15 protein-coding genes are annotated in these 15,694 nt (G+C 62.2%); 11 read left to right on the top strand and 4 right to left on the bottom strand.

What is annotated here, in order from left to right:
• The first annotated feature begins 235 nt into the window (after window positions 1-235).
• Both ACP7DW_RS15100 and ACP7DW_RS15105 read left to right on the top strand, forming a co-directional pair.
• The gene (locus ACP7DW_RS15100; RefSeq protein ID WP_426055384.1) at window positions 236-814 is read left to right on the top strand and encodes a DUF1415 domain-containing protein; all 579 of its coding nucleotides are present in this window, start codon (window positions 236-238) and stop codon (window positions 812-814) included.
• A complete protein-coding gene (locus ACP7DW_RS15105) occupies window positions 814-1,008 on the top strand; it encodes a DUF1289 domain-containing protein (protein ID WP_081344517.1) in 195 nt (64 codons plus the stop codon). The genes ACP7DW_RS15100 and ACP7DW_RS15105 overlap by 1 nt, the downstream gene beginning before the upstream one ends.
• A 104-nt stretch (window positions 1,009-1,112) precedes the next feature.
• Here the strand turns inward: ACP7DW_RS15105 and ACP7DW_RS15110 are convergent, their stop codons facing one another.
• The gene (locus tag ACP7DW_RS15110; RefSeq protein WP_426055383.1) at window positions 1,113-1,619 is read right to left on the bottom strand and encodes a DUF1993 domain-containing protein; all 507 of its coding nucleotides are present in this window, start codon (window positions 1,617-1,619) and stop codon (window positions 1,113-1,115) included.
• A 261-nt stretch (window positions 1,620-1,880) separates the two neighbouring features.
• On the opposite strand from ACP7DW_RS15110, the gene ACP7DW_RS15115 reads away from it, so the two are divergent.
• Together ACP7DW_RS15115 and ACP7DW_RS15120 are read left to right on the top strand one after the other, a co-directional pair.
• The gene (locus ACP7DW_RS15115) at window positions 1,881-5,018 is read left to right on the top strand and encodes an EAL domain-containing protein (protein ID WP_426055382.1); all 3,138 of its coding nucleotides are present in this window, start codon (window positions 1,881-1,883) and stop codon (window positions 5,016-5,018) included.
• Window positions 5,019-5,028: 10 nt separating this feature from the next.
• Window positions 5,029-7,302 carry a molybdopterin cofactor-binding domain-containing protein gene (locus tag ACP7DW_RS15120; RefSeq protein WP_426055381.1) on the top strand — a complete coding sequence of 758 codons (2,274 nt, stop codon included), beginning with the start codon at window positions 5,029-5,031 and terminating at the stop codon, window positions 7,300-7,302.
• Between the two features lie 3 nt (window positions 7,303-7,305).
• Here ACP7DW_RS15120 and ACP7DW_RS15125 read toward each other — a convergent pair whose 3' ends face one another.
• A complete protein-coding gene (locus ACP7DW_RS15125) occupies window positions 7,306-7,737 on the bottom strand; it encodes a thioredoxin family protein (RefSeq protein WP_426055380.1) in 432 nt (143 codons plus the stop codon).
• A 276-nt stretch (window positions 7,738-8,013) separates the two neighbouring features.
• Between ACP7DW_RS15125 and ACP7DW_RS15130 the strand changes: the two genes are divergently transcribed.
• Window positions 8,014-8,931 (top strand): 23S rRNA (adenine(2030)-N(6))-methyltransferase RlmJ, encoded by a 918-nt coding sequence (locus ACP7DW_RS15130; RefSeq protein WP_071076471.1) that lies wholly within the window; start codon window positions 8,014-8,016, stop codon window positions 8,929-8,931.
• A 194-nt stretch (window positions 8,932-9,125) separates the two neighbouring features.
• Here the strand turns inward: ACP7DW_RS15130 and ACP7DW_RS15135 are convergent, their stop codons facing one another.
• Both ACP7DW_RS15135 and ACP7DW_RS15140 read right to left on the bottom strand, forming a co-directional pair.
• Complete coding sequence (locus tag ACP7DW_RS15135; RefSeq protein ID WP_426055379.1) at window positions 9,126-9,875, bottom strand: SAM-dependent methyltransferase; 750 nt, start codon at window positions 9,873-9,875, stop codon at window positions 9,126-9,128.
• A gap of 18 nt (window positions 9,876-9,893) precedes the next feature.
• On the bottom strand, window positions 9,894-10,502 hold the full coding sequence (locus ACP7DW_RS15140) for a Maf-like protein (protein WP_426055378.1): 609 nt from the start codon (window positions 10,500-10,502) through the stop codon (window positions 9,894-9,896).
• 222 nt (window positions 10,503-10,724) lie between these two features.
• Here ACP7DW_RS15140 and ACP7DW_RS15145 point away from each other — a divergent pair, with 222 nt between their 5' ends.
• The 6 genes from ACP7DW_RS15145 (at window position 10,725) to fabG (ending at window position 15,665) form a co-directional block, all read left to right on the top strand.
• Complete coding sequence (locus ACP7DW_RS15145) at window positions 10,725-11,222, top strand: YceD family protein (RefSeq protein ID WP_426055510.1); 498 nt, start codon at window positions 10,725-10,727, stop codon at window positions 11,220-11,222.
• Window positions 11,223-11,424: 202 nt separating this feature from the next.
• Entirely contained in the window at window positions 11,425-11,607 is a 183-nt protein-coding gene (gene rpmF / locus ACP7DW_RS15150) for a 50S ribosomal protein L32 (RefSeq protein ID WP_010399517.1), read from the top strand.
• Window positions 11,608-11,817: 210 nt separating this feature from the next.
• Window positions 11,818-12,885 (top strand): phosphate acyltransferase PlsX, encoded by a 1,068-nt coding sequence (gene plsX, locus ACP7DW_RS15155; protein WP_141170044.1) that lies wholly within the window; start codon window positions 11,818-11,820, stop codon window positions 12,883-12,885.
• Between the two features lie 15 nt (window positions 12,886-12,900).
• The gene (locus ACP7DW_RS15160) at window positions 12,901-13,899 is read left to right on the top strand and encodes a beta-ketoacyl-ACP synthase III (protein ID WP_298405939.1); all 999 of its coding nucleotides are present in this window, start codon (window positions 12,901-12,903) and stop codon (window positions 13,897-13,899) included.
• Window positions 13,900-13,930: 31 nt separating this feature from the next.
• Entirely contained in the window at window positions 13,931-14,872 is a 942-nt protein-coding gene (gene fabD / locus ACP7DW_RS15165) for an ACP S-malonyltransferase (RefSeq protein WP_298405937.1), read from the top strand.
• Between the two features lie 49 nt (window positions 14,873-14,921).
• A complete protein-coding gene (fabG, locus tag ACP7DW_RS15170) occupies window positions 14,922-15,665 on the top strand; it encodes a 3-oxoacyl-ACP reductase FabG (RefSeq protein ID WP_426055377.1) in 744 nt (247 codons plus the stop codon).
• The last annotated feature ends 29 nt before the right edge of the window (window positions 15,666-15,694 follow it).

A 15,694-nucleotide genomic window follows, 5' to 3' on the forward strand; every position in this document is an offset into this window, starting at 1 on the left:
ATGATGACAGGAAATACGCGGCAATAAGTGGGAAACGACAAGGTTTCCATTCGCATATGCTGTCATTATTGCAAATTTAATTTGCCCGATGCGTGATTCGGCCGCTGTTATAGCATACATGGCGAGGAGGCTGGCGCAAGCCTGGCAGCCGTTCAGTATGAGACTGCGCAAAGAGTGCGTACAATTTGGCTTTGGCCGGCCATTGGGCTGCCGGCCGCCATATTGATAGAGAGTCATGCATATGAACACCCCGCCGCGCCACGACGACGACAACGCCGTCATCATCGCCAATACCGTTGCCTGGCTGGAAAAGGCCGTGATCGGCCTGAACCTGTGCCCGTTCGCCAAGGCCGTGCACGTCAAGAAGCAGATCCGCTATGTGGTGTGCGAGTCGAGCAATCCGGAAGATCTGCTGGCCATGCTGATGGACGAGCTGCAAACCCTGGCCGACACGGACCCCGAGCAGATCGACACGACCTTGCTGATCCATCCGTATACCCTCAACGATTTCCTCGACTACAACGAGTTTCTCGATGTGGCCGATGCGGCCGTGGAAGACATGCACCTGGCCGGCGAACTGCAAGTGGCCAGTTTCCATCCGAACTACCAGTTTGCCGAGACGTTCGAGGACGACATCAGCAATTACACCAACCGATCGCCGTACCCGACCCTGCACCTGCTGCGCGAAGACAGCATCGAGCGCGCCGTCGAGGCGTTCCCGGAAGCGTCGGACATCTTCGACAAGAATATCGCCACGCTGGAAGCGCTGGGTACCGAAGGCTGGGAAAAGCTCGGCTTGCCGAAGGTATCCTGATGGCTGACAAGGCATTGCCGCCGCGTCCCGATACGCCCTGCGTGGCCGTCTGCTCGACGACGTTCGATGAAATCTGCCGCGGCTGCGGCCGCAGCGTGGTGGAAGTGGCGCACTGGGTGTCGATGACGGATGAAGAGAAGGAAGTGGTGTGGGTGCGGATTCTGTCTCAAGGGTATCCGCGCCGGAATACTTAGCTAGCCCAAGGGCAACTGCTGGGGTCAGACCCCCTCACATGTCAGCGATGACTTTTGTGTGAGCGGCATTGAGGGTCTGACCCCGGTACTATTGGCGTCAACTATTAATAACTACCAATAAAATCTTTCTTGCCGACTTCGATGCCGTTATGGCGCAGGATGTCGTACGCCGTCGTCGCGTGGAAGAAGAAGTGCGGCAGCGCGTAGTGGAACAGATACGTCTGGCCCGTGAAGTGCTTGGTCTTTTCGCCGCTGCCGGTGGTGATGGCGCGCGTTTCGCTGCCGTCGATGTCCGCTTGCGGCAGGCTTTCCAGGAAGGCGATGGTTTTCACGATGCGCGCTTTCAGCTCTGTAAAGCTCTGTTCGCTGTCTTCATACGGTGGCACGGCCACGCCGGCCAGGCGTGCGCCGCAGCCCTTGGCGAAGTCGGTGGCGATCTGGATCTGGCGCACGAAGGGCAGCATGTCCGGGAACAAACGGAATTGCAGCAGGGCGTTCGGGTCGATTTTCTTGTCTTGCGCGTGCGTTTCCGCCTTGTCCAGGATGGCGGCCAGGCTGCCCAGGATCTGTTTGAAGACGGGGATGGAAGCGGAGTAGATGGAGAAGGTCATGGTGGTTCCTCTAGGTAAAGTGGCGCGATGATAGCAAGCTGCGCGTTTTTCTGCTGGCGCTGGCCCGGCGCGCCGGCCCGCGTGTGGTTTTTCAGCCCTGTGGATATGGCATGAGGTCGCCGTTGGCGCGTGTTTATTGGTGACTTACCCCGCTTTTTCCATGCATAATTGCTCCTGAAAAAGTTTCTTCCCGCCTTATCACCCGGATTCCCCTGTAAAGTTCCATGACCGCCTGCCTGATCCCTGTTGCCCTGTTGCCGCATGTTTAATTCGCCCTCTCAGCGCTTGCGCGCCAGCCTGCGTGTGCTGTACGGCTCGTCGATCTATGGCGCCTTGCTGCTGGTGGTGTTTGGCGGCCTGGTCGTGCCCGCCATCTTCGGCAGTTATCTGCTGGTCGGCGTGCATGAACGCCAGTCGGCGCGCACCAGCCTGAACGAAGCCTTGCAGCGCAATGCCGACATCCTGGCGCTGGGCATGCAGGAATCGCTGTGGAACATAAATGCGGAATCGGCCCATTCTCTGGTCGAGTCGGTGATGCGCGACCGTGCCGTACTGCTGGTGAAGGTGCTGGGGCAGGGCGACACGGAATTCATCCGCCTGCAGGCGCCGCAGCGGCCCGTGGGCAATCTGTACCGCGCCGAGCGCGACATCCTCGTGCGCGGCGAGCGCATCGGCCACATTGTCGTCGAGATGGACGATGCGCGCAGCCAGCAGGAGCTGCGCGAAAAGCAGAGGTCCTATATTTTCGTGCTGGGCGCTCAGCTGGCCGTGTCGATGGCGCTGATCGTGCTGTTCCTGAACCGCCGCCTGTTGAAACCCCTGCGCCGCCTGACGCGCTTTTCCGACCGCCTGTCGCACGGCGACTTTGACACGCCGCTGGCCTCGCACAGCAATGACGAGCTGGGTCGCTTGACGGCCCAGCTTGAGCAAATGCGCGCGGCCATTCGCCAGCTGTTCGAGGATGTTGGGCAGCGCGAAGAGCGTTTCCGCACCATCGTCACGCAGGTGCCGGGCGCCGTCTTCCGCTACCGGCCCGACGGGCCCATCGATTTCGTCAGCGATGCCATCGAAGACATCTCCGGCTATTCGGCGCGCCAGTTCATGCGCGGCAGCACGCACGCCTGGGCCGACCTGATCTGCCCGGAAGACCGCCGCGAGCACCGCCGCGCCGTGCGCCAGGCGGTGCTTGAGGTGCGCCCGTATGCGCTGGAATACCGCATCATTGACGCCTTCGGCATCGAGCGCTGGGTGTCCGAGAATGGCCAGCCGCAGGCCGGTGAACAGGGCGTCGTCTGGGTCGACGGCATCATTGCCGACATCAGCCAGCGCAAGCACCATGAGATGCGCATCGAGGCGCTGCTGACGGAGCAGAGCGCCATCCTCGACAATGTGATGTTCGGCGTGATGTTCGTGCGCCACCGCCGCATCATTTCCGTCAACCGCCGCTGCGAGGAGCTGTTCGGCTACGCTCACGCCGAAATGACGGGCAGTTCGACCGCCATCGTCTTCCCCACGCCCTTCGAGTTCGAGGCGGCGGGCGAGCGCCAGTATCCGGCCCTGGCGGCCGGCGGCGACTTCAGCGAGGAGCGCCACTACCTGCGCCAAGATGGCAGCCAGTTCTGGGCCCTGGTCAGCGGTTGCGCGCTCGATCCGCTGCACCCCAACGACGGCAGCATCTGGGTCTATGCCGACATCACCTCGCGCAAGGAAGCCGAGGAAAAGCTGCGCCTGTCGGCCACCGTGCTGGAACATATCGCCGACGGCGTGATGATGGTCGATCCCGCCGGCATCATCGTCGCCGTCAACCCGGCCTTCACGCAGATCACGGGCTACCAGGAGGCCGAGGCGCTGGGGCGGCACTCGTCGCTGACGCGTTCGCAGCGCCACGACGCGGCGTTTTACCAGGCCATGTGGGATGCATTGATCGCCTCGGGCTTCTGGCGCGGCGAGATCTGGCACCAGCGCAAGAACGGCGACATCTACCTGGAGTGGCTGACCATCAGCGCCGTGCGCGACACGCAGGGCGTCACCACGCAGTATGTGGGCGTGTTCAGCGATATCACCCTGCTCAAGGAATCGCAGGAAAAGCTCGACCACATGGCGCACCACGATCCGCTGACGGCGCTGCCGAACCGCCTGCTGTTCCACGACCGCCTGCAGCACGCCTTGCTGCGCGCCGCGCGCGACCAGGAGCAGCTGGCCATCCTGTTCATCGATCTGGACCGCTTCAAGAATGTCAACGATACGCTGGGTCACCATATCGGCGATGAATTGCTGCAAAAGGTGGCCAGCCAACTGGCGGCCCGCCTGCGCGAAGGCGACACCCTGGCGCGCCTGGGCGGCGATGAATTCATCGTGCTGCTCGAGCGCGTCGATGGCGAGTACGGCGCCACGCAGGTGGCCGAAAAGCTGATGACCATGTTCGAGCAGCCGTTCACGGTGGCCGACCATGAATTGTTCGTCACGTGCAGCGTGGGCATCAGCCTGTATCCGGATGATGCGCTGGACTTGAACATGCTGATCCGCAATGCCGACGTGGCCATGTACCAGGCCAAGGCGCGCGGGCGCAACGGCTACCGTTTCTATGCGCCGTCGATGACGGGCGAGGGCGTCGAGCGCCTGCGCCTGGAAACCTTCCTGCGCCGCTCGCTGGAAAAGAACGAGATGTTCCTGAATTACCAGCCGCAGGTGGAAATCGACACGGGCCGCCTGGTCGGCGTGGAGGCGCTGGTGCGCTGGAACCACCCGGAACTTGGCCTGGTGCCGCCGGTGCGCTTCATCCCGCTGGCCGAGGATAGCGGTTTCATCAACCAGCTGGGCAAATGGGTGCTCGACGAAGCGTGCCGCCAGATGATGCGCTGGCAGGCGCAGGGCTTGCGCGTGCCGAAGATGGCCGTCAACCTGTCCGTGAAACAGTTCGAGCGGGGCAGCATCGCCGGCATGGTGGCCGATATTTTGAAGGAAACGGGCCTGGAGCCGCAGCGCCTGCAGCTGGAAGTGACGGAATCGGTGATCATGAACACGGGCGACGCGCTCGGTTTCATCAACGATCTGCACGCCATCGGCGTGGGACTGGCCATCGACGACTTCGGCACCGGCTATTCCTCGCTCGCGTACCTGAAACAGCTGCCCGTGCAAACTTTGAAGATCGACCGCTCCTTCATCAAGGATATCTCGACGGACGTCAATGATGAAGCGATTGCGATTGCCATCATCCAGCTGGGCAAGAGCATGCACTTGTCGGTGATCGCCGAGGGCGTGGAGACGGAAGAGCAGGCCGCATTTCTGCTGCGCCATGGCTGCAAGCTGGCGCAAGGTTATTTGTATAGCCGCCCGGTGCTGGCAGAGGATATGCTGGAGCGCTGGCGCGACCCGCTGCAACCACCACTAACTAATTAAAGGGTATCCCATGGCCGCAGAAAAAAACACCTCGCGTCGCCGTTTCCTGCTCGGTGGCCTTGGCCTCGGCGTGGCCGGCGTGGGCGCCCTGGTGCTGGGCTGGGGCGTGCTGCCGCCGCGCCAGCGCCTGCACGGCAGCGCACCGCTGCCGCTGCAGGATGGCGCCGTGGCGCTGAACGGCTGGCTGGCGATTCAAGCCGACGGCACGGTGCTGCTGGCCATGCCGCGCAGCGAGATGGGGCAGGGCGTGCATACGGCCTTGCCGATGCTGGTGGCCGAGGAGCTCGACGTCCCCCTGGCCAGCGTCACATTGATCCAGGCGCCGATGGATAAAATCTTCGGCAATGTGGCCATGCTCAAGGATAGCCTGCCGTTCCACCCGGACGACCAGGGCCGCGTCAAGGCGTTGGCGCAATGGACGGTGGCCAAGGCGGCGCGCGAACTGGGTGTGATCGTCACGGGCGGCTCGTCGAGCGTGAAGGATGGCTGGGGGCCCATGCGCGAAGCGGGGGCCTCGGCGCGCGCCATGCTGGTGGCCGCCGCCGCCGCGCAGTGGCAGGTGCCGGCCGCGCAATGCCGCACGCACGATGGTGAAGTGCTGCACCCCGATGGCCGGCGCGCCAGCTACGCCAGCCTGGCGCAGCGCGCCGCGGCCATCGATCCGGGCACGCCCGTGCTGAAACGGCCCCAGGATTTCAAGCTGATCGGCCAGCCGGCGCCGCGCCGCGACACGCCGTCGAAAGTCAATGGCAGCGCGCGTTTCGGTATCGATGCGCGTCCGCCGGGCATGCTGTACGCGGCCCTGCATCTGCCGCCGCGCCTGGGCGACACCTTGGCCGCGTTCGACGCGGCACCCATCCTGGCCATGCCCGGCGTCAAAAAAGTGCTGGACCTGACGCCGCACCTGGCGCAGCGCAGCGTCTCGTGCGCCGCCGTGGTGGCCGACACCTGGTGGCGCGCGAAACAGGCGGCCGCCGCCTTGCCGACGCAGTGGAAGGCTGGTGCGCAAGCGAACCTGTCCAGTGCCGACGTGTATGCGCAGTTTGCCCGCCTGCTGGACACCGAAGCCGGTTATGCCTACCACGCCAGCGGCGAGGTCGAGGGCAAGGTCGCGCAGGGCTTGCGGCAGGTCAGTGCCGAGTACCGCGCGCCGTTCCTCGCGCACGCCGCCATGGAACCCGTCAACTGCACCGCGCAGGTCAAAAATGGCAAGGTGATGCTGTGGGTCTCGACGCAGGCGCCTGGCATCGCCGTCGACGTGGCGGCGAAGGTGGCCGGCGTCGACGCGAAGGAGGTGACGATCGAGGTGTTGCTGCTCGGCGGCGGTTTTGGCCGCCGCCTGGAAGTGGACATGGTGGCGCAAGCCGTGGCCATCGCGTTGCAGTGCGATGGCGCCCCGGTGCAGCTGGTGTGGACACGCGAGCAGGATACCCGGCACGATATGTACCGTCCCGCCGCGCTGGCGCGCTTTGCGGCGCGCCTCGACGAGCACGGCCGCATCGCGTCCTGGGACAACAAATCCGTCAGCGGTTCCATCACGCACCAGTTTTTGCAGCGCAACTTCGGCTTGCCTGGCGCGGGGCCGGACAAGACCACGGCCGAAGGCGAATTCGACATGCCGTATGAAATCGCCAACCAGCGCATCGCCCACGTGATCGCCGACAGCCCCGTTCCCATCGGCTACTGGCGCTCCGTGGGGCATTCGCACAATGCCTTCTTCAAGGAAAGTTTTATCGATGAGCTGGCGCATGCGGCCGGGCAGGATGGCATCGCCTTCCGCCGCGCCATGCTATTGAAGCATCCGCGCCACCTGGCCGTGCTCGATGCGGCAGTCGCCAGGGCGGGCAGTGCGCCGCCCGGCCATGCGCACGGCGTGGCCTTGCACCAGTCGTTCGGCAGCATCGTCGCGCAAGTGGCGCAGGTATCGGTGGAAAACGGCGAGATCCGCGTGCAGCGCGTGGTGTGCGCCATCGATTGCGGCATCGCCGTCAATCCGAACATCATCGCCCAGCAGATGGAGTCGGCCGTGCTGTTCGGCCTGTCGGCGGCGCTGGGCGGCGAGATCACCTTCAAGGATGGCAAGGTGGAACAGGGCAATTTCCACGACTATCCCGTGCTGCGCATGGGCCAGGCGCCCGAGGTGGAAACCATCATCATCGCCAGCGCCGAGCATCCGGAAGGCGTGGGTGAACCCGGTACGCCACCGATCGCGCCGGCCGTGGCCAACGCCGTGTTCAGTTTGACGGGAAAACGGCTGCGCAGCCTGCCGCTGCGCCTGGCCTGATGTTTACTGTGCCAGGGTAGCGGCCAGTAATTGACGCAGATTGCAGTCGCGCTGCCAGTCGCGCCGTTCCTGCGTGCTGCCAGCCAGCGCCGCCAGTTCCTCGGCGCTGAGCGCCTGCTGCGCCTGCACCATGCGGTGCGCCAGGCCGCCGTCGGGCAGCACCGTGCCGAAGAAGGCGACATGGTCCTCGCGCTGGATCAGCAGGGTGGGGAAGTTGTCGATGTCGAGGTCGCCCACCACGTCGGCCTGGTCTTCGATGTCGATCCAGACGAAGAGCGTGTCCGGGTGGCGCGCGGCCAGTTCCTCGAACGTGGCGCGGTAGCTGCCGCAGGTGCCGCACCACAGCGCGCACAGGCAGGCCACGGTCCAGCGTGGGCCGGCCAGGGCTGCCGCGACGTCGGCGCGGTTATCGGTCGTGAGGGTCAGGCTGTGCATGCTCGTATCTATTCGTGGACGGATGGGCGCGGGGCGCCCGATGCGCGTATTCTACCGCGCCCGGCCCCCTCGGTCCTGAGAATGCATGCGCTTGTTTAGCGGTGTTTTTTGATGCAATCGCCCTTTCTGGTGGATAATGCTGATAATTGCGCGCTGATTACGCTGGTCCATGCTGTTTCCTGGCCCCGCAGCCTGACCCCTCCAGTCTGTTTTCATGCCCTGCCCGGTGTCAGCGCTCCCGCCTTTGTTTATTTTTATTATGGAATTAGCCAGCTTATGTTGAGTTACCGCCACGCCTTTCACGCGGGTAATCACGCCGATGTGTTGAAGCATTATGTGCAGATTCAGTTGTTGCAATATCTGAATCAAAAAGATACCGCCTATAGTTATATCGATACCCACTCCGGCGCGGGTGTGTATGCGCTCGACGGTGGTTATGCCGCGAAAAACGCGGAATACGAAACGGGCATCGCGCCCCTGTGGGACCGCACGGACTTGCCAGCCTCGCTGGCCGAGTACATGAAGCTGATCAAGGAAATGAATCCGAGCGGCAAGATGCGCTACTACCCGGGTTCGCCGTACTGCGCCGACAAGGTCAGCCGTGAGCAGGATCGGTTGCGCCTGTTCGAGCTGCATCCCGCTGATGCAAAAATTCTGGCCGACAACTTCCGCAAGGTCGAGGCGCATGCGCTGGCCCAGGGCGAGCGTCCGACCGTGCGCGGCAAGCGCGTGCTCATCACCAAGGCCGACGGCTTCCAGAGCCTGAAAGCGCTGCTGCCGCCGCCATCGCGCCGCGCGCTGGTGCTGATCGACCCGCCATATGAAGACAAGATGGATTACCGCAAGGTCAAGGACACCCTGGCCGACGCGCTCGTGCGCTTCCCGTCGGGCATCTACGCCGTCTGGTACCCGGTGCTGCAGCGCATGGAATCGCGCCAGTTCGCCGACAAGCTCAAGCAACTGCCCAGCTCGGACTGGCTGCACGTGACCTTGACGGTCAACACGCCGTCGCCGGACGGCTTCGGCTTGCACAGCAGCGGCATGTTCATCTTGAACCCGCCGTACACCCTGGAGCCAATGTTGCGCGAAGTCATGCCGTACCTGGTGAAGGTATTGGGTCGCGACGATGGCGCCAAGTTCGTATTGGAAACGGGCAAGGGCGGACAGAAAAATACCGGAACAAGAAGAGTCTGAGGACACCTGACCAAACCTACTGCGCGTCGGTATAGGCGGCCTGCGATGCTCACCGGCTCGGCGCCCCCGTACTGAGTACGGTTGCGCTTCTTAGCCACCTCTCCCTTCCGCTCGCTACGGTTTTGTCAGGTGTCGTAACTATCGTAGTTGAACAAAGTAAACGCCACGGCAAATATGTCCGTGGCGTTTGTCGTTTACTGTCCCAATAACAGGAACACGGTCGGTTTCTTGTGGAAGTCCGGCGCCTTGCCGGCGGCCAATTGTTTCTTCCACTGCCCGCCATTCCACGTTTGTACGCTTTCCGTGTCCAGGCTCAGGTCGGTGGCGACGCAGATCAGGGTCGACGGCGCGCATTGCGCCACCAGCGCTTCGAGCATGGCGGCGTTGCGGTACGGCGTTTCGATGAACAGCTGGGTCTGCTTTTCCGTGCGCGAGCGCACTTCCAGTTCCTTGATGCGCTTGGCGCGCAGGGCCGCATCGGTGGGCAGGTAGCCGTTGAAGGCGAAGCTCTGGCCATTCAAGCCGCTGGCCATCACGGCCAGCAGGATCGACGACGGACCTACCAGCGGACGCACTTTAATGCCGTGCTGATGCGCCAGGCGCACCAGGTCGGCGCCGGGGTCGGCCACGGCGGGCACGCCCGCTTCCGAGACGAGGCCCGCATCGCGTCCCGCCAGCAGCGGCGCCAGCAAGCCGGCCAGCGCTTGCGCCGGGGTATTGACGTTGAGTTCGGAAATCGTGATTTCCTGCAGCGGCTTGGCCAGCGGATGCTGGTTGCCGATCAATTTCAAAAAGGCGCGCGCCGTCTTGGCGTTTTCCGCAACGAAATAATCGAGCTGCGAGGTGATCTGCCGTACTTGCTCGGGAATGAGGTGGGCCAGCGGGTCGATGGCGCCGTCGGACAGGCCGAGGTGATTGGGGATCAGGTACAGGGTGCCGGTCATATTCTTCTTGTCGGTAAATTAAATGGTAAAAAACGTCACGCCCGCCTTGCGCAGCATGCCGGTCAGGGCGATCAGCGGCAAGCCGGTGAGGGCGGTCGGGTCGGTGGTGGCGACGCCTTCGAGCAGGGCGATGCCCAGGCCCTCGTTCTTGGCGCTGCCGGCGCAATCATACGGCTGCTCGATGCGCAGGTAGGCGTCCAGCTCGGCATCGGGCAAATCGCGCACGGTGACGAGGGTCTGGACATCTTCCACCTGCGCCACGGGCGGATTCTGGCGGCCGTCGAGCAGGCACAGGGCCGTATGGAACACGGTCTGGCGCCCGCGCATGGTTTGCAGCTGCTGCAGGGCATAGGCATGGTTGCCCGGCTTGCCGATCTGTGCGCCATCCAGAGTGGCGACCTGGTCGGAGCCGATGACGAGGCTGCCGGGATGGCGATCGAGCACGGCTTGCGCCTTGGCCTGGGCCAGGCGCAGGGCCGTGGCGCTGGGGCTTTCGCCTGGCAGGGGGCTTTCGTCGAGATCGGGCACGGCCACCTCGAAAGGCAGGCGCAAGCGTTGCAGCAATTCCTTGCGGTAGGTCGAACTCGATGCAAGAATCAAGCGCAATGGGGCGGAAGTTGGTATCATTCGGTAGTGGATGGCGGCCGGCATGGCCGCGCTGGTCGATGTCAGTGGAATGTCACGTGATTCCAGGGCGCAGAGCCCATAACTGAGGCCCCATGCGGCATGACGGTGTTGATGAAGTTGTCATGTTTATGGCAAAGATTGCGTCAAAAAAGATGCTTAGCCTTTGACTCCGTGCTCAAAACCCTGTTATTATCGCAGGTTTTCCGGGGAAATTTTCTACCAATGAATGCTTTTGTGATCGACGCCTTTGATTTTTGTCGTATCAGCGGGAGCCGCGAGGGTGTAACTCCTGTCGCTGAAATGACCCGGTTGACCAAGGATTGTGCAGATGCTTCCGGCGACATCGCCTGGAAGATCGTCGGCGGCACCAGCAAGCTGGGCTACCCACAACTGACCTTGTCGGTCAACGGCACCGTTCAGCTGGTTTGCCAGCGCTGCCTGACTCCGTATGCTTACGCAATTGATTCGACGACTACTCTGATGCTGGGCAAGGATGACGAGCAGGCCGACGAGATCGAAGAAATCATCAACGATGAATCGATCGACGTGATCGTCGGCAGCCGCAGCATGGATGCCGCAGCCCTGATCGAAGATGAAGCCTTGCTGGCCCTGCCGCAGGTACCCAAACACGACGTCTGCCCCGATACGGCGCAGCTCGATGCTCTCAAGACTGAAAAGCAGTCGCCGTTTGCGGCACTGAAGGGCTTGAAGCCAGAATAAAGCGGTAAAGGGGTTTTCCCCATCAAAGAACGTGTCAAACGCGTGTTGTAATCGAGTATGGCAAGTGTAGTGAAATGTAATTGTAATAAACGATGTCGGTCCGGGCTATTTTCGGGTAGTCTTTGCCGCTGGGATACTCGATTCGCATGTATTTGCCAATCGATTGTGCTAAAATTTTAGAACTTATGTATTAGGAGTCATCATGGCAGTTCAACAGAACAAGAAAACCCCTTCCAAGCGCGGCATGCACCGTTCGCACGACTTCCTGGTCGCGCCGCAATTGAGCGTCGAGCCAGTTACCGGCGAAACACACCTGCGTCACCATATCAGCCCTAACGGCTTCTATCGTGGCCGTAAAGTGTTGAAGACCAAAAACGACGAGTAATCGACGTTTTTGTTGGGTAAGATGAAAGCGGTGTTGCGTGGTTATTCGGCGTGGCGCCGCTTCTTCTTTTTTATCGGCTGCAATTCATCTTGCGCACCCGTCATTTTGAATCACGCTGTCCAGGTCTGTGCATGACATGCTGCGCCCTGCATATGCTCCAGTCCGATTCACATCTTGCCGCACGCCCGCAGCGGTATTGAATCAACACAAATGACAATCAAAATTTCTATCGACTGCATGGGCGGAGATCATGGTCCCTCAGTCACTATCCCTGCAGCAATTTCCTTCGTAAAACATGAGCCTGAAGCCGAACTGATCCTTGTTGGATTGGAAGACGTGATCCGTGCCGAACTGAAAAAACATAAAGCCGACACGCATCCGCGTTTGTCGGTATTGCATGCCTCCGAACAAGTTACCATGGACGATCCCCTGGAAGTGGCTTTGCGCCGCAAGAAGGATTCCTCCATGCGCGTGGCCATCGAACAGGTCAAGAGCGGCGCGGCGCAAGCCTCCGTTTCCGCCGGTAATACGGCAGCCCTGATGGCCGTGTCGCGCTATGTCTTGAAAACCATGTCCGGCGTCGACCGCCCGGCCATCTGCAGCATCTTGCCGAATCAAAAGAATGGCCCGACCTACATGCTGGACCTGGGGGCCAATGTCGATTGCGAACCGCATCACTTGCACCAGTTCGCCATCATGGGGTCCGTGCTGGTGTCCGCCATGGAAGGCATCGCCCGCCCGACGATCGGCTTGCTGAACGTGGGCACGGAAGATATCAAGGGCAATGAAGTGGTGAAACTCACTTCGAAGCTGCTGCAGGCCGACCACGAGCGTGGCGCGCTGAACTTCTACGGCAACGTGGAAGGCAACGATATCTTCAAGGGCACCACCGATATCGTCGTCTGTGACGGTTTTGTCGGCAATGTCACCCTGAAAGCCATCGAGGGTCTGGCGCGCCTCATGAAGGACGTGCTGACTACCGAATTCAAGCGCAACCCGATCACCATGCTGGGCGCGCTGATCGCCCGCGGCGCCCTGAAAGCCATCGGTAATCGCCTGAATCCTTCGCGTTACAACGGCGCCAGCCTGCTGGGCTTGCGTGGCCTTGTCTTCAAGAGCCATGGCAGCGCCGATGCCTATTCGTTTGAATGGGCCTTGCGCCGCGCCTTTGATGCGGCAAAAAATGACGTGCAAGCGCACCTGGCCAGCCTGATCGCCGAGCTGATGCCGCGCACGCCAGTACCGGACGAACCTACTTCAACAAGCTCTACCATTTAGTGGACGGGTACTTGCATGACTGTTTTTAGCAAAACTTACAGCAAAATTATCGGCACCGGCAGCTACCTGCCGGAGAAGCGCGTCACCAACCAGGACTTGACCGAGCAGCTCGCCGCCAAGGGCATCGAGACCTCGGATGAATGGATCGTCTCGCGCAGCGGCATCTCGGCGCGCCATTACGCGGCGCCAATGCAAAACTCCTCGGACCTGGGCGTGGAAGCGGCCAAGAAGGCGCTGGAGATGGCGGGCCTGAGCGGCAACGACCTGGACCTGATCATCGTCGCCAGCTCGACCCCCGATTTCTTCGGCAGCTTCCCCAGCACCGCCTGCATCGTGCAGAGCAAGCTGGGCATCACGAACAACTGCGCCGCCGTCGACGTGCAAGCCGTCTGCAGCGGCTTCGTGTATGCGGTCGCCACGGCCGACAGTTTTATTCAGTCGGGCATGCACAAGAACGTGCTGGTGATCGGCGCCGAAGTGTTTTCGCGCATCCTCAATTTCGACGACCGCGGCACTTGCGTGCTGTTCGGTGACGGCGCCGGCGCCATCGTCATGACGGCCTCCACCGAGCCGGGCATCCTGGCCACCAAGCTGCACGCGGACGGCCGCCATTCGAACATCTTGAGCGTACCTGGCAGTCTGGCTGGCGGCGCGCTGGCCGGCAGTGCCTTCCTGTACATGGATGGCCCGGCCGTGTTCAAGCTGGCCGTCTCCGTGCTGGAAAAGGTCGCGCACGAAGCATTGGCGCACGCCAACATGACTTCGGACCAGATCGACTGGCTGATCCCGCACCAGGCGAACATCCGCATCATGAACAGCACGGCCAAGAAACTCGGCTTGCCACTGGAAAAGATGGTCGTCACCGTCGACCAGCATGGCAACACCTCGGCCGCGTCGATCCCGCTGGCGCTCGACATCGCCGTGCGCGATGGCAGGGTCAAGAAGGGCGACAACGTCATGATGGAAGGCGTGGGCGGCGGCTTTACCTGGGGCGCCGTGCTGGCGCGCATGTAATCCCGCAACACTATTAAAAAACGGAGTCGACATGACACAATTTGCATTTGTTTTCCCAGGCCAAGGCTCGCAAGCGATTGCGATGCTCGACGGCTTCGCCGGCAACCGCGTGGTGGCCGATACGGTGGCCGAAGCGTCGGACGCCCTGCAATTTGACCTGGGCAAGCTGATCGCCGAAGGTCCGAAGGAAGAACTGGATCTGACCACCAACACGCAACCGGTGATGCTGACGGCGGCCGTGGCCTTCTACCGCGCCTGGCTGGCAGCGGGCGGCCCCGTGCCGAACGTCGTGGCCGGCCATAGCCTCGGTGAATACTCGGCGCTGGTCGCCGCCGGCGTCATTGCGTTCAAGGATGCCGTGCCGCTCGTGCGCTTCCGCGCGCAAGCGATGCAGGAAGCCGTGCCCGTGGGGCAGGGCACGATGGCTGTCGTGCTGGGCCTGTCGGATGACGACGTGCGCGCCGCCTGTGCGGAAGCGGTGGCGGAAAACCCGGCCCTGGTGGTCGAGCCTGTCAATTTCAATGCACCTGCACAAGTGGTCATCGCCGGCCATACGGCGGCCGTCGAGCGCGCCTGTGAACTGGCCAAGGCCAAGGGCGCCAAGCGCGCCATGAAGCTGCCCGTCTCGGCGCCATTCCACTCGTCGCTGCTGAAACCTGCCTCGGACCGCTTGCGCGAGTACATGGCCGGCCTGACGTTCGCCGCGCCACAGATCGCCCTGATCAACAACGTCGACGTGGCCATCGTCAACGATGTCGCCGGCATCAAGGATGCGCTGGTGCGCCAGGCAGCGAGTCCTGTACGCTGGGTAGAAACGATGCAGAAAGTGGCGCTTGAGGGCATCACGCAAGTGATCGAATGCGGTCCGGGCAAGGTCCTGATGGGCCTGGCCAAGCGCATCGATCCCGTGCTGGTGGGCGACGCCATCGTCGACCAGGCCTCGCTGGAACGCATTTTGACGCAGCTCAAATAAACATCAGATCGCGGCAGCCTGCCTGCCGCGCTTGCTTTTAAGGATACTCATGAATTTAGCAAATCAAGTCGTGCTGGTCACGGGCGCCTCGCGCGGCATCGGCCGCGCCATCGCCACCGAACTGGGCAAGCAGGGCGCCACCGTGGTTGGCACCGCCACCTCGGAAAGCGGCGCGCAAGCCATCACCGATTACCTGGCCGCCGCAGGCGTGGCGGGCAAGGGCCTGGTGCTGAACGTGACGGATGCGGCGCGCTGCGCGGCCGTCGTCGATGAAGTGCAGAAAACCTACGGCAGCCTGTCGATCCTGGTCAACAATGCGGGCATCACGCAAGACCAGCTGGCCATGCGCATGAAGGATGAAGAGTGGGACAGCGTCATTTCCACCAACCTGTCGGCCGTCGGCCGCCTGTCGCGCGCCGTATTGCGCGGCATGATGAAAGCCAAGGCAGGGCGTATCATCAATATCACCTCGGTGGTGGCTTCGTCGGGTAATCCGGGACAAATGAATTACGCGGCGGCCAAGGCCGGCGTGGAAGGCATGAGCCGTGCCCTGGCGCGCGAAATCGGCAGCCGCAACATTACCGTGAACTGCATCGCTCCCGGCTTCATCGATACCGACATGACCAAGGCCCTGAGCGAAGAACAGCACGCGGCCCTGTTGACGCAAATTCCCCTGTCCCGCCTGGGCAAACCGGAAGACGTGGCAGCGGCGGTGGCCTTTCTGGCCTCGCCGCAAGCGGCGTATATCACGGGCACGACCCTGCACGTGAACGGCGGAATGTACATGAATTGATGTGAAAGCTAGACAGGGCGGGCGTTTGT

The sequence above is a fragment of the Janthinobacterium sp. PSRC1-1 genome, assembly GCF_049897525.1.
Classification (GTDB): Bacteria; Pseudomonadota; Gammaproteobacteria; order Burkholderiales; family Burkholderiaceae_D; genus Janthinobacterium; species Janthinobacterium tructae.